Genomic DNA, 20,927 nt, shown 5'->3' with positions numbered 1-20,927 from the left:
GTTGCGCTCGCTTCCCTTGCCGCCCGCGCCGCTCTAAGACCGCGCTTTAATGAGCGCCGCGCCCCCCGGTCTGAACGAGGTCCTGCAGCGGACCTTCTCGTTCCCCAAACGCCACTTCCTGTCCGCCACCGACCTCAACGAAGTGGAGGTCGCGAACCTGCTGGATCTCGCGGACGGGTTCGTAAGCCTGAACCGCCAGACCTCGAAGAAGCTGGACCTGCTCAAGGGCAGGACGCTGATGAACCTGTTCTTCGAGAACTCGACCCGCACCCAGAGCTCGTTCGAATTGGCCGGAAAGCGGCTGGGCGCCGACGTGGTCAATATGAGCCCCCGCTCCTCCTCGATCTCCAAGGGCGAGACCCTGATCGACACGGCCGTGACGCTGAACGCCATGCAACCCGACCTGCTGGTGGTGCGTCACGCCTCGTCGGGCGCGGCCAGCCTGCTGTCGCAGAAGGTGGGCTGTTCGGTGATCAACGCCGGCGACGGCCAGCACGAGCACCCGACCCAGGCGCTGTTGGACGCGCTGTCGATGCGGCGGGCCTTCGGCTACATCTCCGGCCTGAAGGTGGCGATCTGCGGCGACGTCCTGCACAGCCGCGTCGCGCGGTCCAACATCGCCCTCCTGCAGATGCTGGGCGCGAACGTGCGCCTGGTCGGCCCGCCCACCCTGATCCCGCCGGCCGCGGACCGCTGGAACGTCGAGGTCTTCCACGACATGCGCAAAGGCATCGCCGGGTGCGACGTCGTGATGATGCTGCGCCTGCAGCTCGAGCGGATGGACGGGGTCATGGCGCCGTCGCAACGGGAATACTTCCGATTCTTCGGCCTGGACCGGGAGAAGCTGGCCCACGCCGCCTCGCACGTGCGGGTGATGCACCCTGGGCCCATGAACCGCGGGGTCGAGATCGACTCCGAGGTGGCGGACGACCTGTCGGTCAGCCTGATACAGGATCAGGTGGAGATGGGCGTCGCCGCGCGCATGGCGGTGCTGACCTCGCTGGCCGCGCGGCTGGAGAACGACCGCTGATGCGTCCTGTCGCTTTCACCAACGCCCGCATCGTCGATCCGGCGAGCGGCTATGACGGTCCCGGCAGCGTCATCGTCACCGAGGGTGTGATCGCCGACGTCGTGCGCGGCGGCGAGCCGGGCGCCCTCTCCGCCGACGTCGAGGTGGTGGACGCCGGCGGCGCCCTCTTGATCCCCGGCCTGATCGACATCCGGGTGAAGACCGGCGAGCCGGGGGCCGAGCCCAAGGAGACTTTGAAGTCCGCCGCCACGGCCGCCGCGGCCGGCGGCGTGACCACCATGGTGGTCCAGCCCGACACCCACCCGGTGATGGACGAGCCGTCGGTGGTCGACTTCATCCTGCGCCGGGCCCGGGACATCGAACTGGTCAATGTCTATCCCGCCGGCGCCGCCACAAAGGGCTGCGAAGGCCAGCGGATGGCCGAGATCGGCCTGATGCACGAGGCGGGGTGCCTCTATGTGACCGACGCGGACCGGCCGATCGTGGACTCCAAGGTGTTCCAACGGGTGCTGATGTACGCCAAGGCGTTCGACACGCCGGTCGCGCACCGGCCGATGGACCCCTGGCTGTCCGCCGGCGCGGCCGCGACGTCCGGCGAGTTCGCCGCGCGCATGGGCCTGCCCAGCGTGCCCGCCATCGCCGAGAAGATCATGCTGGAACGCGACCTGGCGCTGGCCGAGCTGACTGGCGCGCGGCTGATCGTCGACCAGATCACGACGGCAGCGGCGCTGGAGAGCCTGAAGCGGGCTAGAGACCGCGGCCTAGCGGTAACGGCGACGACCTCGATCAACCACCTGTCGTTCAACGAGATCGACATCGGCGACTACCGCACCTTCTGCAAGCTGGACCCGCCGCTGCGGTCTGAGGACGACCGCCAGGCGGTGATCGAGGCGGTGGCCTCCGGCCTGATCCAGGTGGTGGTGTCGGCGCACGCGCCCGCCCCGGCCGAGGACAAGCGCCTGCCCTACGACGAGGCCGCCCCTGGCGCCGTGGGGCTGCAGACCTTGCTGGCCGCCCTGCTCGCCTTCCACCACGAGGGCCGGATTCCGCTGATCGACCTGATCCGCACGGTGACCGTCGCGCCGGCCGACCTTCTGGGGCTGCAGGCCGGCCGGATCGCCAAGGGCGCGCCGGCGGACCTGGTGCTGTGCGACCTGAACGCGCCGGTGAAGATCGACGCCGACAAGCTGGTGTCGAAGTCCAAGAACTCCCCGTTCGACGGCCGCCGGTTGCAGGGGAAGGTCCTGCGAACGGTCGTCGACGGCCGGACGGTCTACGCGGGCTAGCGTCCGGTCAGGCGGCCTCCAGCACCTCCTGCGGCAACAGCGACGGCACGTGCAGCCGGCTGAGGATCCGTCCCTCCAGCGGGATCAGGGCGTCGACAAAGGCCTCTCCGGGGCCGCTCTCGTAGCGGGGCGGCGGCTGGAGCTGATCGATCGGCAGGATCATCGTCTCCTGCACCGCGTCGACGAGGAGACCCGCCGGGCGGTCTTCATGGTGCACCACCACGATGACGTGCCGTCCCGACGCCTCCGTCTTGCCCAGTCCCAGCCGGGCCCGCAGGTCCAGGACCGGCATCACCGCGCCGCGGAGGTTGATCACCCCGAGGACGAAGTCCGGCGCCTGGGGCAGCGGGGTCGAGGCGGTGAACCCGCGGATCTCGCGCACCGAGCGGATGTCGATGCAGAAGTCCGCTCCGGCCACTTCGAGCAGGATCAGCTCGACGGCGCCGTGCGTCTCGAACGGAGCCGACATCAGAATTCGCTCCAGTCGCCGCCGCCACCGCCCACCGCGACGCGGAGTTTCTGCTGCAGGCCTGCGGCGTCGTTCTGGGGCCGCGAAGCCGCGGGGCGCGCCGGGGCGGCGCGGACGGCGGCCGGGGCCTGTTCGCCCACCTCGAACCTGGCCACCAGTTGGCCGAGTTCGACGGCCTCACGCTTGAGCTGAGCCGCGGCGGCCGTGGCCTCCTCGACCATGGCGGCGTTCTGCTGGGTCACCTGGTCCATCTGGTTCACGGCGGTGTTCACCTGGCCGAGGCCGGTCGACTGCTCCTGGGCCGACTGTGCGATCTCCGAGACCAGGCCATCGATGCTGGCGACCCGCTCGACGATGGCGGTCAGCGCCTGGCCGGTGTCGGTCACCAGCTTCACGCCGCGGTCGACCTGGGCGCCGGACGAGGAGATCAGGGTCTTGATCTCCTTCGCCGCCTCGGCCGAGCGCTGGGCCAGGGCCCGCACCTCCTGGGCGACCACCGCGAAGCCCTTGCCGGCCTCACCGGCCCGGGCCGCCTCGACGCCGGCATTGAGGGCCAGCAGGTTGGTCTGGAACGCGATCTCGTCGATCACGCCGATGATGTTGGAGATCTTGGCCGAGCTCTGCTGGATGTCGTGGATGGCGGCCACGGCCTCGCGCACCACCTCGCCGGAACGCTCCGCCTCGGTGCGAGCGCCGGAGGCGACGGCCGAGGCCTCCTGCGCGCCTTCGGCGCTGCGCTTCACCGTCGCGGTGATCTCGTCCAGCGCCGCCGCGGTCTCCTCCAGGCTCGCGGCCTGTTGCTCGGTGCGGCGGGACAGGTCGTCGGAGGCCGAGGAAATCTCGTCCGCGCCGCTACGGATCGCGCCGGTGGTGTGCAACACCGAGCCCATCGCCGAGCGCAGGCTGGACGTCGCGCTGTTGAAGTCTTCCTTGATCCGGGCGTAGGCGCCCTGGAAGTCGGCGGTGATGGTCGCCGTCAGGTCCCCGATCGAGAGGCGCTTCAGCCCGTCGGCCAGGATGGAGACGACCTCGTTCTGCTCCTTCTCGGTCGCCGCCCGCGCGGCGTCGTTCTGCATCCGCTCGTGCTCGGTGGCGGTGATGTCGGTGGCGAACTTCACCACCCGGACCGGCTTGCCGGCAGCGTCGAAGATCGGGTTGTAGGACGCCTGGATCCAGACCTCGCGCCCGCCCTTGCCGATGCGGCGGAACTTGGCGGCGACGAACTCGCCCCGGTTCAGGGTCTGCCAGAACTCGCGGTAGCTCGACGAACCCACCTCCTGCGGATCCACGAACATCGCATGCTTGCGTCCGGCGACCTCGCCCTCGACGTAGCCGAGGGTGTCCAGGAAGTTCTTGTTGGCGCGGATGATGGTCCCGTCGAGCTCGAATTCGATCACCGCCTGCGACCGCTCGATGGCCGCGACCATCCCTTCGAGGTTGCGCACGTGGGCGTCCGCCGCCTTGGCGCCCGAAGCGGTTCCGAAGAATTTCATAGGCCGATTTCCTCCTGCCGTTTCCCGTCGATCGGGAATGACATTGTTCGCTGAACGGTGTGCCTGCGGATTTTTAACTTTCCCTGAATTCTGGGATCGCGCGCCCCAATATGGGTATATCTGGGAGATATACAGAATATCCGACAACCTTGACCGTATATCGTTCGATATAGGCGAGCTAATACTACAACTAGAACTTTCAGCGAGCGCCGCTCCACAGGCTAGAGGCGAGCCGCCGGCGCGCGCCTTCCATAGTTCTTGTTATGTTCTTGCGCATTGCAGGCGATGGCTCTAAGGCTGGGGCGTCCGCCCACGCCTCGCCCAGACCGGCGCTGACGCGGACGGCGAGCCACGCTAGGACTCAAGGCGATTGGGAGGGTCCATGTCAGAGTCCTTGAACGCCGTGATGATCGCCGCCGCCCTGGTCGGCGGCTATTTGCTGGGATCTATCCCCTTCGGCGTGATCGCCACGCGGCTGGGCGGGGCGGGCGACGTCCGCTCGATCGGCTCCGGCAACATCGGGGCGACCAATGTCCTGCGCACCGGCCGCAAGGATCTGGCGCTGCTGACCCTCCTGGGCGACGGCGGCAAGGGCGCGGTCGCCGTGCTGCTGGCGTGGCTGGCGACCCGCGACGGGACCGCGGAGCAGCAGGCCGTGCTCACGTCCCTGGCCGCCGGAGCGGCGTTCCTGGGACACCTGTTCCCCGTCTGGCTGGGTTTCAAGGGCGGCAAGGGCGTCTCGACCTTCTTCGGCACCCTGCTGGCGGCGGCCTGGCCCGTGGGCTTGGCCGCCGCGGCGACCTGGCTGATCGTCGCCTTCCTGTTCCGGATGTCCTCGCTTGCGGCGCTCGTCGCGGTGGCGCTGGCGCCCCTGGTGGCTCTGCTGCTCGGCCGGCCGGGCGCGATCGCGCTGCTGGCGCTCTTCATGGCCCTGCTGGTCTATGTCCGGCACGCCGAGAACATCCGACGGCTGCTGAAGGGCCAGGAGCCTCGCATAGGCGCCTCAAAGGCGGCCGCGGAGAATTCCCAGGGGTGATCCGCCGTCTTACCGACGCCCAGCGACGTGACTGGCTGCGGCTGGCGCGGACCGAGAACGTGGGCGCCGTCACCTTCGACCAGCTGATCGGACGGTTCGGCGAGGCGTCGCTGGCGCTGGCGGCCCTCCCCGACCTGGCCCGTCGCGGCGGCCGGGCGGCGGGCATCCGGATCGCGAGCGAGGCCGAGGCCGATCGGGAACTCTCGGATGGCGCGGCGCTGGGCGCGCGCCTGATCGCGTCCTGCGAGCCGGAGTTCCCGCAGACCCTGGCCGCCCTGGACCCGCCCCCGCCGCTCATCTGGGTGCGGGGCGATCCCCGGCTGCTGGACCGCACGGTCGTGGCCATCGTCGGCGCGCGGGTCGCCTCCGCCGCCGGCCAGCGGTTCGCGCGCGGCCTGGCCGCCGACCTCGGACAGGACGGTCATGTGGTGGCCTCCGGTTTGGCGCGGGGCATCGACGGGGCGGCGCACGAGGGATCCCTGTCCACCGGGACCATCGCCGTCCTGGGCGGCGGCATCGACGACATCTATCCGCCAGAGCACCGAGACCTCTACGCCCGGATTGTCGAACAGGGCTGCGTCGTGTCCGAGAACCAGCCCGGCCGCGCCGCCGTCGCCCGCGACTTCCCCCGGCGCAACCGGATCATCGCCGGCCTGAGCCGCGCCGTCGTCGTGGTCGAGGCCGAATTCCGCTCCGGCTCGCTGATCACCGCCCGCCTGGCCAACGAGCAGGGCCGCGAGGTGCTGGCCGTGCCGGGCTCGCCCCTCGATCCTCGCGCCAAGGGGACCAACGACCTGATCCGCCAGGGCGCGGCGATCTGCGAAGGGGCCGAGGACGTGCTGCGGGCGCTGGAAGGGCTGGGCGGCCTGCGCGAGCCGGAGCCGGAGCGTTTCCAGCCGGCGCCGGCCGACCCTGACGACGGGTTGCGCGAGCGGCTGGCCGACCTCCTCTCGCCGACCCCCGTTTCACGGGACGAACTGGTGCGCGCCGCCGTCGCGCCCGCCCCGGCCGTCTTCGCCGCCCTGATGGAGCTCACGCTCGCCGGTCGGGCCGATTTGTTGCCGGGCGGGATGGTCGTGAAAGGAATAGCCCCTTAAGGGGCTGGCTTGACCGCGCGGTCGTGGGCCGTTGACAGGCCCGCAAGACCACCCCCACCTTCCGCGCTCTTTTGGATCAGACACACCCTAGATGAAGCTCGTCATCGTCGAGAGCCCCGCCAAGGCCAAGACCATCAACAAGTACCTTGGCTCCGACTTCAAGGTGCTCGCCTCCTACGGCCACGTCCGCGACCTGCCCGCGAAGGACGGTTCGGTGCGCCCGGACGAGGACTTCGACATGTCGTGGGAAGTCGACGGCAAGGCGGCCAAGCGCCTGTCCGAGATCGCCGACGCGGCGAAATCGGCCGACCGCCTGTTCCTGGCCACCGACCCCGACCGCGAGGGCGAGGCCATCTCGTGGCACGTGATGGAGGTGCTGAACAAGAAGCGCGGCCTGAAGGACGTGCCGGTCCAGCGCGTGGTCTTCAACGCCATCACCAAGGCGGCCGTCACCGAGGCGATGGCCAATCCGCGTGACCTCGACATGGAGCTGGTCGAGGCCTACCTGGCCCGCCGGGCCCTGGACTATCTGGTGGGTTTCACCCTTTCGCCCGTGCTCTGGCGCAAGCTGCCGGGGGCGAAGTCCGCGGGCCGGGTGCAGTCCGTGGCCCTGCGCATCATCGTCGACCGCGAGCTCGAGATCGAGCGCTTCAAGACCCAGGAGTACTGGACCGTCGAGGCCGAGGTTTCCGCCGGCAGCGACCCCTTCACCGCCCGCCTCGTGAAGCACGAGGGCAAGCGCCTCACCAAATTCGACCTGGCCAACGAGACGAGCGCCTTCGCCGCCCGCGACGCGGTCAAGGCCGCGACGTTCAAGGTGGCGGCCCTGGAGCGCAAGCCCGGCCGCAGGTCCCCGCCCCCGCCCTTCACGACCTCCAGCCTGCAGCAGGAAGCCGCCCGGAAACTGGGCTTCAACGCCCAGCGGACCATGCAGACGGCGCAGAAGCTGTACGAGGGCATCGACATCGGCGGCGAGACCGTGGGTCTCATCACCTACATGCGGACCGATGGCGTGCAGACCGCGCCCGAGGCGCTGGACGAGGCCCGCGGCGTGATCGGCGGCCTCTATGGCAAGGAGTACGTGCCCGAGAAGCCGCGCTTCTATTCCAGCAAGGCCAAGAACGCCCAGGAAGCCCACGAAGCCATCCGCCCGACCAGCCTGGCCCGCAATCCGGGCAAGCTGCGGCTGGAGGGGGACCTTGGCCGCCTCTACGAGCTGATCTGGAAGCGGATGATCGCCTCGCAGATGGAAAGCGCCCGGATCGAGCGGACGACCATCGACCTGGAGAGCGCGGACGGAAAGACCGGCCTGCGCGCCACCGGCCAGGTGGTGACCTTCCCCGGTTACCTCGCCGTCTACGAAGAAGGCCAGGACGACCCGGAGGACGAGGAAGGCGGCCGCCTGCCGCAGGTGGCCGAGGGCGCCGACGCCAAGGTCCGCTCGGCCAAGGCCGACCAGCACTTCACCGAGCCGCCGCCGCGCTATTCCGAAGCCAGCCTGGTCAAGAAGCTGGAGGAGTTGGGCATCGGCCGGCCCTCGACCTACGCCTCGATCCTGACCGTGCTGCGCGACCGCGCCTATGTGCGGATGGAGAAGCAGCGGTTCGTGCCCGAGGACAAGGGCCGCCTGCTGATCGGCTTCCTGGAAGAATACTTCGCCCGCTACGTGGAATACGACTTCACGGCCGGCCTGGAAGAACGGCTCGACCTCGTGTCCGCCGGCGACCTGGACTGGAAGGTCCTCCTCCGCGAGTTCTGGAACGACTTCAACGCCAAGATCGGCGAGACCGCCGAGTTGCGGATGAGCGACGTGCTGACGGCGCTCGACAAGACACTGGGCCCGCACCTTTTCCCGGACAAGCCGGACGGCAGTGACCCGCGCGCCTGCCCGGTCTGCAACACCGGCCGGATGGGCCTGAAGAGCAGCAAGTACGGGCCGTTCCTGGGCTGCTCGAACTATCCGGAATGCCGCCACACCCGGCCGCTCACCGTCGCCGAAGAGGGCGAGGACGGCGCCACGGGCGACCGGGAGCTGGGGATCGACCCGGTGACGGGCGAGACCGTGTTCCTGAAGACCGGCCGCTTCGGCGTCTACGTCCAGCTCGGCGAAGGCGAGAAGCCTAAGCGGTCCAGCCTGCCGAAGGGCTGGTCGGCGCCCGACATGGACCTGGAGAAGGGCCTGCGCCTGCTGCGCCTGCCGCGCGAAGTGGGCAAACACCCTGAGGACGGCAAGCCGATCCTGGCCGGCATCGGCCGTTTCGGGCCGTTCGTGCTGCACGAGGGCACCTACGCCAACCTGCCGACGGCGGACGAGGTGTTTGACGTGGGCGTGAACCGCGCCGTCGACCTGATCGCCACCAAGCGGGCCGGCCGCCGAGGCGGGGCCGAGGCGGCGGCGCTGAAGGAACTGGGCGCCCACCCGGCAGACGGCCAGCCGATCCGCGTGCTGTCCGGCCGCTATGGCCCCTACATCAAGCACGGCTCGACCAACGCCAATGTCCCGCGCGGCGCCGATCCCCTGTCGGTGACGCTGGAGCAGGCGGTGGCCCTGATCGCCGAGCGCGAGGCCAAGGGCGGCGGCAAGAAGGCGAAGAAGCCGGCGCGCGCGGCGAAGGCCAAGGTCGACGGCGAGGCGAAGGCCACGGCCAAGACGAACCCGGCAGCGAAGAAGAAGGCCGCGGCGAAGAAGCCGGCGGCGAAGAAAGCTCCCGTCGCGGCGGCCATCACCGATGACGAGACGCCGTTCTAGCGGCTGGCGCTCGCGCCGCTTCGATCCCATCATGCCGGTCACCGCAAGGAGGGCCGTGTGATGGATCGCCGGAGCTTCGTCCTGGGTGTTTCGGCCGCGGCTTCAGCCGGCGCGGCGCACGCGGCCGCGCCTCTACGCGCCCGCAACGTCGTGCTGGTCCATGGCGCCTATGCCGACGGGTCGTGCTGGTCGGAGGTCATCCCGCGTCTGCTGGACGCAGGCCTGAAGGTCACGGCCGTGCAGAACCCACTCCGCACCCTGGCGGAGGACTGCGACTACACTCGCCGCATCCTGGCGCTGCAGGACGGCCCCACCGTGCTGGTCGCCCATTCGTACGGCGGCGAGGTGATCACCGAGACGGGCCTCGACCCGAAGGTCTCCGCCCTCGTCTACTGCGCAGCCCGGGCGCCCGACGCGGGCGAGGACTACACCGCGCTCGCCAAGACCTATCCGGCCGCGCCCGCGAGCGCCGGGGTAGTCTTCGCCAGCGGCTACGGGGCGTTCGCCGACCCGGTGGCCTTCATGCGCGACTTCGCCAATGGGGTTGAACCCGCCAAGGCGCGGGTGCTGTTCGCCGTCCAGGGCCGCATCTCGGACCAGCTGTTCCAAGCCCGGGTCACCCAGGCGGCCTGGCGAACCAAGCCCAGCTTCTATCAGGTCTCGAAACTTGACCGCACGATCAACCCGGACCTGCAGCGGTTCATGGCGGGGCGGATGAAGGCGAAGACCATCGAACTGGACGCCGGGCACCTGGCGATCGTCAGCCATGCGCGGCAGGTCGCCGAGCTGATCCTGGACGCGGCGCGCGTCTGACCCCAACCTGCGGCGATGCCCACCGCGACCCTCAATGGCCTGAATTTTCACTACCAGCGCGCCGGCGAAGGGCCGCCGCTGCTGTTCATCTCGGGGACCGGCGGCGACCTGCGGGTGCAGCCGAACGTGTTCGCCTCGCCGCTGTCCCGAACCTTCGACCTGCTGGCCTATGATCAGCGAGGCCTGGGGCGGACGGACAAGCCGGACGCACCCTATTCCATGGCCGATTATGCGGACGACGCCGCCGCGCTGCTGGATCACGTGGGTTGGCAGGAGGCCCTGGTTCTGGGCGTCTCCTTTGGTGGAATGGTGGCCCAGGAGCTGGCGCTGCGGCATCCGTCGCGGGTGAGGCGCCTCGTGCTGGCCTGCACCTCGCCGGGCGGCGAAGGCGGCGCCTCGTATCCCTTCCACGAGATCGAGGACCTGAAGGGCGAGGCCCGGGCCCGCCACCTGATCCCGATCAGCGACACCCGCCGCGACGCCGCTTGGGCCGCCGCCCACCCCGAGGCGTACGCCAACCTCGTCCAACTCACCGCCGCCGACCCGTTCGCGGGCGAGCCCGGCAGGGCCGAGGGCGCGCATCGCCAACTGGAGGCCCGGGCCGCGCACGACACCTGGGACCGGCTTCCGGACATCGCCTGCCCCGTCCTGGTGGCCGGGGGCCGCTACGACGGCATCGCCCTGCCCGAGACGCTGGAGAAGATGGCGGGTCGGATTCCGGGGGCGGAACTGCGCTTCTTCGACGGAGGACACCTGTTCATGCTGCAGGATCGCGCCGCGTACCCGGCCATGATCGCGTTCCTGAAGGCCTAGTCTGCCGCCAGTTCCAGGATCTCGACGATGTCCTGCGGCCCGGTGATGGGGCGCGGGCTGAAGCGCACGCCGGCGTCATGCATCGTGTGCTCGGCGATGGCCGCGAAGTCCTTGCGAAGGATGCCCACGCTCTTGAGGTCGGTCGGCAGGTCGAGGCCATCGGCGAGCCGGCGCACCGCGTCTGCGGCCGAGCCCGGATACCCCAGGAGGTCGCTGACCAGGGCCTGCGGCGCCAGGGCGGCGTCATGGGTCCAGGCCAGGACCGCGGGCAAAATCACACAGGAGGTGATCCCGTGGGGGACGCCATAGCTGCCGCCCAGGGTGTGGCCGATGGCGTGGCTGGGCCCCATGCCGCGTCCAGACCCCACCCCGCTGATGGCGAGCCACATGCCGAACTGGCATTCGAGCCGGGCGTCGAGGTCTCCAGGATCGGCCTGGCTGGCGGTGAGCCCGCGCGCGAGGCGCTTGAGCCCGTCGGCGGCCAGGGCGTCGGCATACGGCGCGCGCACCGGGTGGCAGAGCTGTTCGACCGCATGATCCACCGCCTTCATGCCTGTGGAGCCCCAAAGGCGCGGCGGGGTGGCCAGGGTCATGGCCGGATCCAGCACCACCGCCCGCGGCGCCAGCAACGGGTGGGTGTAGCCCTCCTTCACGCGGCGAGCCGGATCGCTGACGCCCGCGAAGGGCGTGAACTCGGCGGCGGAGAGCGTCGTCGGAACGGCGATGAACCGCACGCCGGGGGCGACCTTCGCGACCTCGACGCGGCCTGGCCCGCGCCCGGCGCGATAGGCGTCGAGCTCCTCCGCACGCTCCAGCCCCGCCCAAAGGCAGAGTTGCATGACCTTGGTGGCGTCGATCACCGAGCCGCCGCCCACGGCCACCATAAGGTCGGCGCCCGTCCGCCGAGCCTCAGCGGCCCCCCGGATGACGCCCTCTCGCGGCGAGTGGGCGCCGATGTCGCCGAACACGCCGATGCAGAGATCGCCAAGATCTGCCGCCATCACTGCGGCCAGGCCATCTCTCAGCGACCGGGTCGTGGTCAGCAGGATCCGGCCGGCGCCCCAGGCTTTCGCCAGTTCGCGCACCACCTCCGCGGCGGGACGGCCGTAGACGACCTGGTCCTGGCCTGGGAACCTATGCGCGCCGGCGAGCATCTTCCGTTCCTCCGCTGAGCCGCCAAAGGTGCTAAGCACGACCGATGGCCCGATCCAAGATGCCGAAGTCGACCCGCTTTGCGAAAGGCGTGCCCGACCGAGAGACCCTGCTGAAGTTCATCCGCGAGAGCGGCGAGACCGACAAGGCCGCGATCGCGCGCGCCTTCGGGCTGAAAGGCGAGGACCGCCGCGTGCTGCGCAGCCTGCTCCAGACGATGGAGGCGGAGGGCGCGCTGGGCAAGCGCGGCCGCAAGGGCTTCGCAGAGGCCGGCGCCTTGCCCGAGGTGGGCGTCGCCGACGTGGCCGAGCGGACCACCGACGGCGACCTCCTGGTGCGGCTGACCCGCGGCGAGGACGCGCCGCTCGTGCCGCTGGCGCCCGGCGGCGATGCGCGCGGGGGCGCGCCCGGCCTGGGCGACCGGCTGCTGGTTCGGTTCGTCACGCTGGAGACCGGCGAGACCGAGGCGCGGCCGATCAAGCGCCTGGGCCAGAGCGCGCACCGCATCCTGGGCGTGGTCCGCAAGGCGCGCCGCGAGATCCGCGTCGAGCCGGTCGACCGCAAGTCCAAGGACACCCTGGTCCTGCCGGAGGGCGAGGACGTGCGCGACGGCGACTTGGTCCTGGCGCAGGTGGAGCCGCACGGCCCGCGGTATGGCCCGAAACGCGGCAAGCTGCTGGAGGTGGTCGGCCGCGAGGACGAGCCGCGGGCCTATTCGATCATCGCCATCCACGCCCACGGCATTCCCACCGGCTTTTCCGAGGGCGCCGAGGCCGAGGCGGAAGCCGCCCAGCCGCCGACGCTGGGCGGCCGCGAGGATCTGCGCGACGTGCCGCTGATCACCATCGATCCGCAGGACGCCCGCGACCACGACGACGCGGTCTACGCCCAGCCGGACGACGACCCCAAGAACCCCGGCGGCTGGATCTGCTGGGTCGCGATCGCGGACGTGGCCGCCTATGTGCGGGCGGGCTCGGAACTGGACCGCATCGCCCGGGACAAGGGCAACAGCGTCTATTTCCCCGATCGGGTGGAGCCGATGCTGCCCGAGCGGCTCTCGAACGGCCTTTGCTCCCTGCGCGAGGGCGAGAACCGCGCCACCATGGCCGTGCGGATGGTCTTCGGCGCGGACGGCCGCAAGCGCAGCCACAAGTTCGTCCGCGGGCTGATGCGCTCGGCGGCGAAGCTCTCTTACGAGCAGGCCCAGGCCGCCATCGACGGCCAGCCGGACGACAAGACCGGCCCGCTGCTGGACCCCGTGCTGAAACCCCTGTGGGCCGCCTATGCCTGCCTGAAGAAGGGTCGGGACGCCCGCTCGCCCCTGGCCATCGAGAGCCTGGAGCGGAAGATCAGCATCAACCGCGAGGGAGAGATCGCCCAGATCACGCCGCGCCCCAGCCTGGAGGCGCACAAGCTGATCGAAGAGTTCATGATCCAGGCGAACGTCAGCGCCGCCGAGACCCTGGAGCAGAAGAAGACCCCGCTGATCTACCGGATCCACGACCAGCCCAGCCAGGAGAAGATCCAGGCGCTGGTGGACTTCCTGTCCACGCTCGGCCTGCCCTGGACCAAGGGCGAGGCGCCGCGCACCGAGCGCTTCAACCGCCTGCTGGAGGAGACCCGCGAAGGGCCGCACGCGGACATCGTCAACGAGGTGGTCCTGCGCACCCAGATGCAGGCGGTCTATTCGACGGACAACATCGGCCACTACGGCCTGAACCTGGCCAAGTACGCCCACTTCACCTCGCCGATCCGCCGCTACGCCGACCTGATCGTGCATCGGGCGCTGGTGACGGCCCTTGGCCTGGGCGGCGACGGCCTGTCGGACCGCGATATCGCCACCATGAAGGATACGGCGGAGGTCATCACCTTCGCCGAGCGCCGGGCCATGGCAGCCGAGCGCGACGCCACCGACCGCTACGTAGCCGCCTTCCTGGCCGACCGGGTCGGGGCGGAGTTCACGGGGCGGATCACCGGCGTCACCCGCTTCGGCCTGTTCGTTCGGCTGGCCGAGACGGGCGCCGACGGCCTGGTGCCGATCTCCAAGCTAGGCGGGGAGTTCTTCATCCACGACGACCGCAGCCACGCCCTGGTGGGCGAGCGGTCCGGCGCGCGCTGGCCCCTGGGCATGACGGTGGAGGTGCGGCTGGAGGAGGCCACGCCCATCACCGGCGGGCTGGTGTTCGAGATGCTGAGCGAGCCCGCGCCGCCCGACAAGACCGCGCCGCGCCCGCGCCTGGGCATGCGCGCCCGCGGCGACCGCCGGCCCGGCGGCGGGCCCGGCAAGCCCAAGAGCGGCCGCCCGCCCGGCATCCGGACCGGCCGCAAGAAGAAGATGGGCGGCAAGCGGCGCTGACCTTCAGACCGGCCAGCGGCCTTCCGCCACGGCGCCCTTCCCTCGCCGACCGGCGAGGCCATACAGTTGTTTCATGACCACAACCGCGCCGCCGAAATCCGAAGATGGGGTATCAAAACCCGAGGGACCGCCGCGCGTGCCCGGCCAGCGAGCCGTGCGCCCGAAAAACGCCGCCACGGTGATGATCATCCGCCGGGACGCCGCCAAGCCGCGCGTCCTGATGGGCAAGCGCCACGGCGGCCACAGCTTCATGCCCGACCGCTGGGTGTTCCCGGGCGGCCGGATCGACCGCGCGGACTACCGCGCCCCGTACGCTACGGACCTGCGGCCCGATGTGGGCGGCCTTTTCGACCGCTACCTGCCCACGGGACGCGGCCGGGCGCTGGCCCTGGCCGCCGTGCGCGAAACCTGGGAGGAAGCGGGCCTGCTGCTGGCCCGGCCCGGCCAGGCGCGCGCCCGGGGCCCGTGGAGCACCTTCGCCGCCCAGGGCGTGCTGCCGGACCTGGAGGCCATGGACGTGGTCGCCCGGGCCATCACCCCGCCGGCTGTGGGCAAGCGGTTCGACACCTGGTTCCTGATGGCCGACGCCGAGCGGCTCACCAGCCTGGAGCGCCAGCCGGACTGCGGCGAACTGGAGGAGATCGACTGGGTCGACTTCGACGACGCCATGAGCCTGCCGCTGCCGACGGTCACGCGCCTGATGATCAAGGAGGCCGTGGCCCGGATGGAGGACCCCAGCCGGCCGAAGCCGTTCCTGCGGTACAAGGACCGCGGAATGCGGCCGACCAGCCTCTAGCCAACCGCCCCGGGGCGCCTATCTCCCAGAGGTTCGCATCGGGAGCGCCGCATGAAGTCCCTCGCCCTCGCCGCCCTGGCCGCCGCGCTCGCCTGGCCCGCTGCCGCCCAGCCGGTACAGCAGCTGCGGATCTACGAGATCTTCGACGGCAACAAGCAGGCCTTCCACGACCGGTTCCGCGACCACGGCGCGCGGATCATGGCCCGCCACGGTTTCAAGGTGTTGTCGATGTGGGAGACCCGCTTCGAGGGGAAGACCGAGTTCGTCTACCTGCTGGAGTGGAAGGACGAGCCGACGATGAAGGCCGCCTGGGCCGCCTTCATGGCCGATCCGGAATGGGCGGAGATCAAGCGGGTGACCGGCGCGCGGCACGGCCGACTGGTCGGGACGATCGAGGACCGGACCCTGCGGCTGACCGACTATTCGCCGCCGCTCACCAGTCCTGCCGCCCGTTGACGTGCTTCACGGGCAGCGTTTCCCAGAACGTGTCCTCGAACAGCCGGGCGTTCACGGCGATCCTCGGGTTGTCGAAGTCGGGCTCGCCGTTTTCGAAGCCGGGCATCTCGGAGTGCGTCCCCATCCCGCACACCGGGCAGTAGTGATGCTGCACGAAGTAGTCGCCCCACTGGTAGGTCCAGACGCGGCTGGGCGCGGTGGCGAGCTTGAACTGGTCGGGCCTGTAGTAGGCGACCAGCCCGCCGCGGCGAACGCAGAACGAGCAGTTGCACGCGGTGAGCTCCGCCGGCATTTCGGCGACCTCGAACTGGATCGCGCCGCAATGGCAGCGGCCTTTGATGGGCATGGGGCGTACTCCCTGGTGGCGGAAAGCCACCCTGGAGCCCCCGTCCCGCCACCGCGGTGTCAGCAGGCGACCTTAAGCGGTTGACTTACGCGCGCGGATTCGTATTTTCCGCGCCTCCTGAACACCCGCCGGCGGTGCGACTCCGTTTGGCCCCGCCCATTTCTTGCTTCTAGGATTCGAGCCATGGCGAAGCCCGCCTCCATCAAGATCCGCCTCAACTCGACGGCGGACACCGGCTACTTCTACGTGGCCAAGAAGAACGCCCGCACCAAGACCGAGAAGATGGTGGTGCGGAAGTACGACCCGGTCGTGCGCAAGCACGTGGAGTTCAAGGAAGGCAAGATCAAGTAGGCCATACAAGCCTCTGATTTCGCATGAAGACGCCCGGCCTCACCGCCGGGCGTTTTTCGTTGCGGCCATGGCGGTGACGAAGCCCAGCACCGTCAGGCCGAACATGATCCCGATAATCAGGGTCAGCCGTTGCTCGCGCGGATCGTTCGCCGCCGCCGTGGTCATCACTTTGTGGTAGTGGCCGAAGAAGGACATCCAGAACATCGCGCAGGCGAAGCCCCAGCTAGCGGTCAGCCAGTCGGCCCGCCCCCGCCTCAGCGCCAGGACGCCGCCTGCGACCAGCAGCGTGGCCGCCACATAGTCCACCACCCAGAACGGCCACCACTGCCAGTCGCCCCAGTTGCGGACGGCCTCCAGCGCCGCCAGCGACAGACCGAACACGAGGGCCAGCCAGGCCGAGAGCTTCAACAATGCCGCCTCCCCCCAACGTTTCCCGCAACATGGCGGGGAGCTTGGCCGTGGCGCAAGATTGACGTGGGGATCGGCGGGGCCGATGATGCGAGCGACCAACCGCGCCTTGCGGGGTCGCCGTGGGAACGCCCCGCGGTAAATCAGCGAATCCGCCTCCGGGCGGGGAAGCCGATTTACCGCGGGGCGTTTCTCTTTAGAGGAGCCCGCCATGGCCCCTGTCTTCCACGGCATGACACCCGAACAGCTCGGGACCACCAGGCCGAAGGCGTCGTGCGCCTACCCGGCGCGGCGCCGACCGCGGACGTGGACGCCCTCGCCGAGGTGGTCTGGCGGCGCCTGCGCACCGGCCATGGCATCGCCCGCGAGCGGCCCGAGACCTGGACCGTCCCGCACCCGGCCCAGCTGGCCGTCAAGGGCGATGAACTCGCCGCCATGGCCAGCCCGACCGTGCGGGCGGTGCTCGATCAACTTCTCGGCGTCGATGGCTGGACGCCGCCCGAGCGCTGGGGCCTGCCGCTGGTCACCCTGCCCGGCTTTGCGGCCCATTGGGACCTGCCTCACAAGGGATGGCACTCGGACATCCCGGCGACGGCCGAGCCGCCCCGCGTTGTGCGCGTCTTCCTGCTGCTCGGGGACCTAGCGGCCGGCGGAGGCGGGACCGACTACATCGCCGGTTCGTACCGCGTACTGCGGGCCCTGGCACGCGACGACGACCAGCGGTTGAAGTCCGGCGAGGCGCGTAAACGGCTCATGGCCCGCGAGCCGTGGTTCGCCGCGCTGTTCTCGCGTCCGACCGGCGAAGACCGACGCGCCCGCTTCATGGACCAGCCCGACGAGGCCGGCGGCGTGCCTGTCCGGGTCGGCGAGATGACCGGCCGAGCGGGCGACGTCTATGTGATGGACCCGTTGATCCTGCACGCGGTCACGCCCAATGCGCTGCCGCAGCCGCGGCTGATGCTGACCGAGTGGGTGTACGCTCGGCCGTAAGACCTACGCCGCGCGGGCGATGACGCGGTTGCGGCCGGCTGACTTGGCCTCGTAGACGGCCTCGTCGGCGCGCTTGAGGAGCGCGGCGGGGGTGTCGTCCGTGCCGGAGCTGGAGGCGACGCCGATGGAGATAGTCACCGACAGCAGCTCTTCCCCGCCCATGACGCGGAACGGGGCGCCGGCGGCATGGAGGCGGATCCGCTCGGCGATGCGGCGGGCGTCCTCCAGGTCGGTGTCGGGCATCACCACCACGAACTCCTCGCCGCCGTGGCGGACCGGCAGGTCGATGGCGCGGACGTTGGAGGCCAGGCGCACCGCGAACTCGGACAGCACCTCGTCGCCCACGTCGTGGCCGAAGCTGTCGTTCACGCGCTTGAAGTGGTCGATATCGATGACCAGCAGGGACACGGGCTCGCCACCCTGGTTCGCGCGGCGCATCAGCGCCTCGAGCTGGCCGGACATGTAGCGGCGGTTGTGCAGGCCGGTGAGTTGGTCGGTGACCGCCAGCTCCAGCGAATGATCGAGATTGGAGCGCAGGTAGTCGGTGTAGCGCTTGCGCCGGATCTGGGTGCGCACGCGGGCGGCCAGCTCGCCCGGATCGATGGGTCGCGCCAGGATGTCGTTGACGCCGATCTCCAGCGCCTTGACCGCCTTCTGCCGCTCGTCGAAGTCGGCGATGGCCAGGATCGGAAGGCTGCGCGTCGCTTCGTCGGAGCGTAGCTGAGCGGCGAAGCGCAGGCCGTCGAAGGCCTTGGCGTTGGCGTTGACGATGACGAGGTCGACCGGGCCGCGCGCGGTCAGCACCGCCTTGTAGGCCTCGCTTTCCACCACCGGACGGTGCTCGACGGAAAGTTCGGCGGCCACGCGCTCGGCCTGGCGGACGTTGTCGTCGACGATGAGCACCCGGCCCCCCGAGCCGCCCAGGCGCGAGGCGGCGCCGGCGATCACGCCCATGCGGCGGCCCGAGGCCTCGCGGGCGCGGAGCTCGTCGATCACGGCCTTCAGGCGGGTCAGGCTGCGCACGCGGGCGAACAGCATGACGTCGTCGATGGGCTTGGTCAGGAAGTCGTCGGCCCCGGCCTCCAGGCCGGCGACGCGGTCGGCGCGGCCGTCGAGGGCCGTCACCAGCACCACCGGCACATGGCGGGTCTCGGGATCGTCCTTGAGCCGGCGGCAGACCTGGAAGCCGTCCATGCCGGGCATCATCACGTCCAGCAGGATGATGTCGGGCTGTTCCGAGGCGGCGATGGCCAGGGCCGTCGGGCCGTCGCTGGCGGTCAGGACCTCGTAGTACTCGGCCGAAAGCTTGGCCTCGAGCAGGCGCACGTTCGATTCGATGTCGTCGACGACCAGGATACGCGCGGACATGGCTAGTTCAGCAGGCGCTTGATGGTGTCGAGGAAGTGGCTGACCGAGATCGGCTTGGAGATATAGGCCTCGCAGCCGCCCTCCCGGATCCGCTCCTCGTCGCCCTTCATGGCGAAGGCGGTGACCGCGACGACGGGGATGTGGGCTAGGTCGTCGTCTTCCTTCAGCCACTTGGTGACCTCGAGGCCCGAGATCTCCGGCAGCTGGATGTCCATGAGAATCAGGTCGGGGCGGTGCTCGCGAGCGAGCGACAGCGCCGCGAGCCCTTCACGGGTCTCGAGGGTTTCGTACCCCTGGGCTTCGAGCAGATCATGAAAGAGCTTCATGTTCAGCTCGTTATCCTCGACGATGAGGACCTTCTTGGCCATTGAGGACCCGACTGCTGGGGGCTCGGCCCATGTCGGCCCTCCCCACCCTTCCGGAGCTTATCGGGCCGGATATCCTTAAACTTCGTTATCCGCGCTGGAACACCGTTGGCCGAGCAACCGCATATCGTCGCACCTAGTCTCGTTTCCCTGGGCCTTTCCACCGAGCGACCGCTGGTGCTGGTGGACGTGGACGAAGTGCTCGGGCTCTTCATGCAGGGCTTCGGCGACTTCCTGGCCGGCCATGGGCTGGAAATGCGGATCGAGCGGTTCGCCCTGTTCCAGAACATCTACCGGCCGGGCGCGGCCGAACACCTGCCGATCGAGGAGGGCAAGCGCCTGTTCGACGCCTTCTTCGCCACGCGCTGCCACGAGATCGAACCGGCGCCCGGCGGCATCGAGGCCCTCAACCGGCTGGCGCGGTCGGCCGAGATTCTGATCCTCTCCAACGCCCCGGCCGAGGCCGAGCGGCTGCGCACGCAGTGGCTGCGCAAGCATGGCCTGCCGCATCCCTTGATCCTCAATTCCGGACCGAAAGGCCCGATCGCCGCCGGGCTGGTGGCGCAGACGGCGCAAAGGACGGCCTTCGTGGACGATCTGCTGCCCAACCTGGACTCGGTCCAGGACCACTCGCCCGCCACCGCCACTTTCCAGCACGTGGCGGACCTGCGCCTGCGGCCGTTCGCGCCAAGCTCGGCCCGCCACCCGCGCATCGACGACTGGGCCGAGCTAGCCGACGCGATCGAGGCCGCGATCCGGGCCTAGGCCTTCTGCGCGAGCTTGCTGACGGTGGCCTCGTGGTCGGCCTTGGTGATCCGATAGAGCGAGATCGCCAGGATCGCGCCGCCATAGAGCGCCGCCAGCACCACGACATACGACAGGCCCAGGCGCTCGATCACCTCCGGCGCCACCTGTCCCGGCCCGGCCCCGTTGGGAAACGCGATCAGCGCCAGGATCGCGCTGGAGATGAAGATCCCCACACCGGACACCACCTTCGAGACAAAGGCGCTCACCGAGAAGAACAGGCCTTCCGACCGGCGCCCCGTCCGCAGCTCCGAGTCCTCGACCACATCGGCCATCATCGACGAGATCAGGATCGAGGTGATGATCGTGGTCGCCGTGGCCAGGGCGCTGGCGGCGAACAGCAGCGGCATCAGCAGCGGATCGCCATTGTCGGGAAAGACCCCCAGCAGACGCAGGACGATGGGGCTGGTGGCGAACGCCAGCGAACAGGCCTTCATCAGCCGGGCGGCGTCGCGCTTTCCGATGCCCTTCGAGACCGGCGGCGCGAAAACCAGGGCCAGGATCGCCGAGAGGAAGTTGCTGGCCGCCAGGATCGCGATCTGGCCCGACGACAGCTGCCAAAGATAGGTGCCGAGGTAGATGTTCAGGGAGAGGAAGAGACCCTGGGCCATGGCGTTGAACAGCCCCGCCACGATCAACATCAGGAACGAGCGGTGCGCGACCGTCGCCGCCATCTCGCGGAACACCGTCGGCAGCGAGACCTTCCGCCGCGGCGGCCGTGATGCTGGTGGCGATCCTGGTGTCGGCGG

The 20,927-nt window shown here is 69.8% G+C and carries 21 protein-coding genes; 13 read left to right on the top strand and 8 right to left on the bottom strand.

Annotated elements, in window-relative coordinates:
* Positions 1 to 49 precede the first annotated feature (49 nt).
* Together AX721_RS01710 and pyrC are read left to right on the top strand one after the other, a co-directional pair.
* Entirely contained in the window at positions 50 to 1,030 is a 981-nt protein-coding gene (locus AX721_RS01710; protein ID WP_068874197.1) for an aspartate carbamoyltransferase catalytic subunit, read from the top strand.
* The gene (pyrC, locus tag AX721_RS01705; protein WP_068874196.1) at positions 1,030 to 2,316 is read left to right on the top strand and encodes a dihydroorotase; all 1,287 of its coding nucleotides are present in this window, start codon (positions 1,030 to 1,032) and stop codon (positions 2,314 to 2,316) included. Before AX721_RS01710 ends, pyrC begins: the two co-directional genes overlap by 1 nt.
* Before the next feature lie 7 nt (positions 2,317 to 2,323).
* On the opposite strand, the gene AX721_RS01700 is transcribed toward pyrC, so the two are convergent.
* Positions 2,324 to 2,785: a chemotaxis protein CheW gene (locus AX721_RS01700; protein WP_068874195.1), complete on the bottom strand. Its 462-nt coding sequence runs from the start codon at positions 2,783 to 2,785 to the stop codon at positions 2,324 to 2,326.
* Positions 2,785 to 4,278 (bottom strand): PAS domain-containing methyl-accepting chemotaxis protein, encoded by a 1,494-nt coding sequence (locus tag AX721_RS01695; protein ID WP_082765549.1) that lies wholly within the window; start codon positions 4,276 to 4,278, stop codon positions 2,785 to 2,787. Before AX721_RS01695 ends, AX721_RS01700 begins: the two co-directional genes overlap by 1 nt.
* 382 nt (positions 4,279 to 4,660) lie before the next feature.
* Here AX721_RS01695 and plsY point away from each other — a divergent pair, with 382 nt between their 5' ends.
* The 5 genes from plsY to AX721_RS01670 all read left to right on the top strand — a co-directional run bounded on the left by plsY (position 4,661) and on the right by AX721_RS01670 (position 10,786).
* Entirely contained in the window at positions 4,661 to 5,314 is a 654-nt protein-coding gene (gene plsY, locus AX721_RS01690; protein ID WP_068874194.1) for a glycerol-3-phosphate 1-O-acyltransferase PlsY, read from the top strand.
* A complete protein-coding gene (gene dprA, locus AX721_RS01685; RefSeq protein ID WP_068874193.1) occupies positions 5,311 to 6,411 on the top strand; it encodes a DNA-processing protein DprA in 1,101 nt (366 codons plus the stop codon). The genes plsY and dprA overlap by 4 nt, the downstream gene beginning before the upstream one ends.
* A 91-nt stretch (positions 6,412 to 6,502) precedes the next feature.
* The gene (gene topA / locus AX721_RS01680) at positions 6,503 to 9,160 is read left to right on the top strand and encodes a type I DNA topoisomerase (RefSeq protein ID WP_068874192.1); all 2,658 of its coding nucleotides are present in this window, start codon (positions 6,503 to 6,505) and stop codon (positions 9,158 to 9,160) included.
* Positions 9,161 to 9,220: 60 nt separating this feature from the next.
* Positions 9,221 to 9,973 carry an alpha/beta hydrolase gene (locus tag AX721_RS01675; RefSeq protein ID WP_068874191.1) on the top strand — a complete coding sequence of 251 codons (753 nt, stop codon included), beginning with the start codon at positions 9,221 to 9,223 and terminating at the stop codon, positions 9,971 to 9,973.
* 15 nt (positions 9,974 to 9,988) lie between these two features.
* Positions 9,989 to 10,786, top strand: coding sequence for an alpha/beta fold hydrolase (locus tag AX721_RS01670; RefSeq protein ID WP_068874190.1), 798 nt, complete (start codon positions 9,989 to 9,991; stop codon positions 10,784 to 10,786).
* On the opposite strand, the gene AX721_RS01665 is transcribed toward AX721_RS01670, so the two are convergent.
* Positions 10,783 to 11,940 (bottom strand): iron-containing alcohol dehydrogenase, encoded by a 1,158-nt coding sequence (locus AX721_RS01665; RefSeq protein ID WP_068874189.1) that lies wholly within the window; start codon positions 11,938 to 11,940, stop codon positions 10,783 to 10,785. The genes AX721_RS01670 and AX721_RS01665 overlap by 4 nt on opposite strands.
* 44 nt (positions 11,941 to 11,984) lie before the next feature.
* Between AX721_RS01665 and rnr the strand changes: the two genes are divergently transcribed.
* The 3 genes from rnr to AX721_RS01650 all read left to right on the top strand — a co-directional run bounded on the left by rnr (position 11,985) and on the right by AX721_RS01650 (position 15,546).
* Positions 11,985 to 14,294: a ribonuclease R gene (gene rnr / locus AX721_RS01660; protein WP_068874188.1), complete on the top strand. Its 2,310-nt coding sequence runs from the start codon at positions 11,985 to 11,987 to the stop codon at positions 14,292 to 14,294.
* A 136-nt stretch (positions 14,295 to 14,430) separates the two neighbouring features.
* Complete coding sequence (locus tag AX721_RS01655; protein ID WP_231733324.1) at positions 14,431 to 15,090, top strand: NUDIX hydrolase; 660 nt, start codon at positions 14,431 to 14,433, stop codon at positions 15,088 to 15,090.
* A gap of 51 nt (positions 15,091 to 15,141) precedes the next feature.
* Positions 15,142 to 15,546, top strand: coding sequence for an NIPSNAP family protein (locus AX721_RS01650; RefSeq protein ID WP_068874186.1), 405 nt, complete (start codon positions 15,142 to 15,144; stop codon positions 15,544 to 15,546).
* Here the strand turns inward: AX721_RS01650 and AX721_RS01645 are convergent.
* On the bottom strand, positions 15,524 to 15,892 hold the full coding sequence (locus AX721_RS01645) for a GFA family protein (protein ID WP_068874185.1): 369 nt from the start codon (positions 15,890 to 15,892) through the stop codon (positions 15,524 to 15,526). The genes AX721_RS01650 and AX721_RS01645 overlap by 23 nt on opposite strands.
* Positions 15,893 to 16,075: 183 nt before the next feature.
* Here AX721_RS01645 and rpmG point away from each other — a divergent pair, with 183 nt between their 5' ends.
* Positions 16,076 to 16,243, top strand: a complete 168-nt coding sequence (gene rpmG, locus AX721_RS01640; protein WP_068874184.1) for a 50S ribosomal protein L33 — start codon at positions 16,076 to 16,078, stop codon at positions 16,241 to 16,243.
* A 39-nt stretch (positions 16,244 to 16,282) separates the two neighbouring features.
* On the opposite strand, the gene AX721_RS27755 is transcribed toward rpmG, so the two are convergent.
* Positions 16,283 to 16,654 carry a hypothetical protein gene (locus AX721_RS27755; protein WP_068874183.1) on the bottom strand — a complete coding sequence of 124 codons (372 nt, stop codon included), beginning with the start codon at positions 16,652 to 16,654 and terminating at the stop codon, positions 16,283 to 16,285.
* Positions 16,655 to 16,924: 270 nt separating this feature from the next.
* Here AX721_RS27755 and AX721_RS27750 point away from each other — a divergent pair, with 270 nt between their 5' ends.
* Complete coding sequence (locus tag AX721_RS27750; RefSeq protein WP_068874182.1) at positions 16,925 to 17,641, top strand: TauD/TfdA family dioxygenase; 717 nt, start codon at positions 16,925 to 16,927, stop codon at positions 17,639 to 17,641.
* A 3-nt stretch (positions 17,642 to 17,644) separates the two neighbouring features.
* Here AX721_RS27750 and AX721_RS01625 read toward each other — a convergent pair whose 3' ends face one another.
* The gene (locus AX721_RS01625; protein WP_068874181.1) at positions 17,645 to 19,009 is read right to left on the bottom strand and encodes a PleD family two-component system response regulator; all 1,365 of its coding nucleotides are present in this window, start codon (positions 19,007 to 19,009) and stop codon (positions 17,645 to 17,647) included.
* Between the two features lie 2 nt (positions 19,010 to 19,011).
* Complete coding sequence (locus AX721_RS01620; RefSeq protein WP_068874180.1) at positions 19,012 to 19,377, bottom strand: response regulator; 366 nt, start codon at positions 19,375 to 19,377, stop codon at positions 19,012 to 19,014.
* 105 nt (positions 19,378 to 19,482) lie between these two features.
* Here AX721_RS01620 and AX721_RS01615 point away from each other — a divergent pair, with 105 nt between their 5' ends.
* On the top strand, positions 19,483 to 20,139 hold the full coding sequence (locus AX721_RS01615) for a hypothetical protein (protein ID WP_231733323.1): 657 nt from the start codon (positions 19,483 to 19,485) through the stop codon (positions 20,137 to 20,139).
* Here AX721_RS01615 and AX721_RS01610 read toward each other — a convergent pair.
* A partial coding sequence (locus AX721_RS01610; RefSeq protein ID WP_231754692.1) for an MFS transporter occupies positions 20,136 to 20,927 on the bottom strand: 792 nt, incomplete at its 5' end. The genes AX721_RS01615 and AX721_RS01610 overlap by 4 nt on opposite strands.

Source organism: Phenylobacterium sp. CCH9-H3 (assembly GCF_001557235.1).
Classification (GTDB): Bacteria; Pseudomonadota; Alphaproteobacteria; order Caulobacterales; family Caulobacteraceae; genus Phenylobacterium.
Note: the sequence above shows the minus strand (reverse complement) of the source record. Positions and strands in the feature narration are given on the sequence as shown.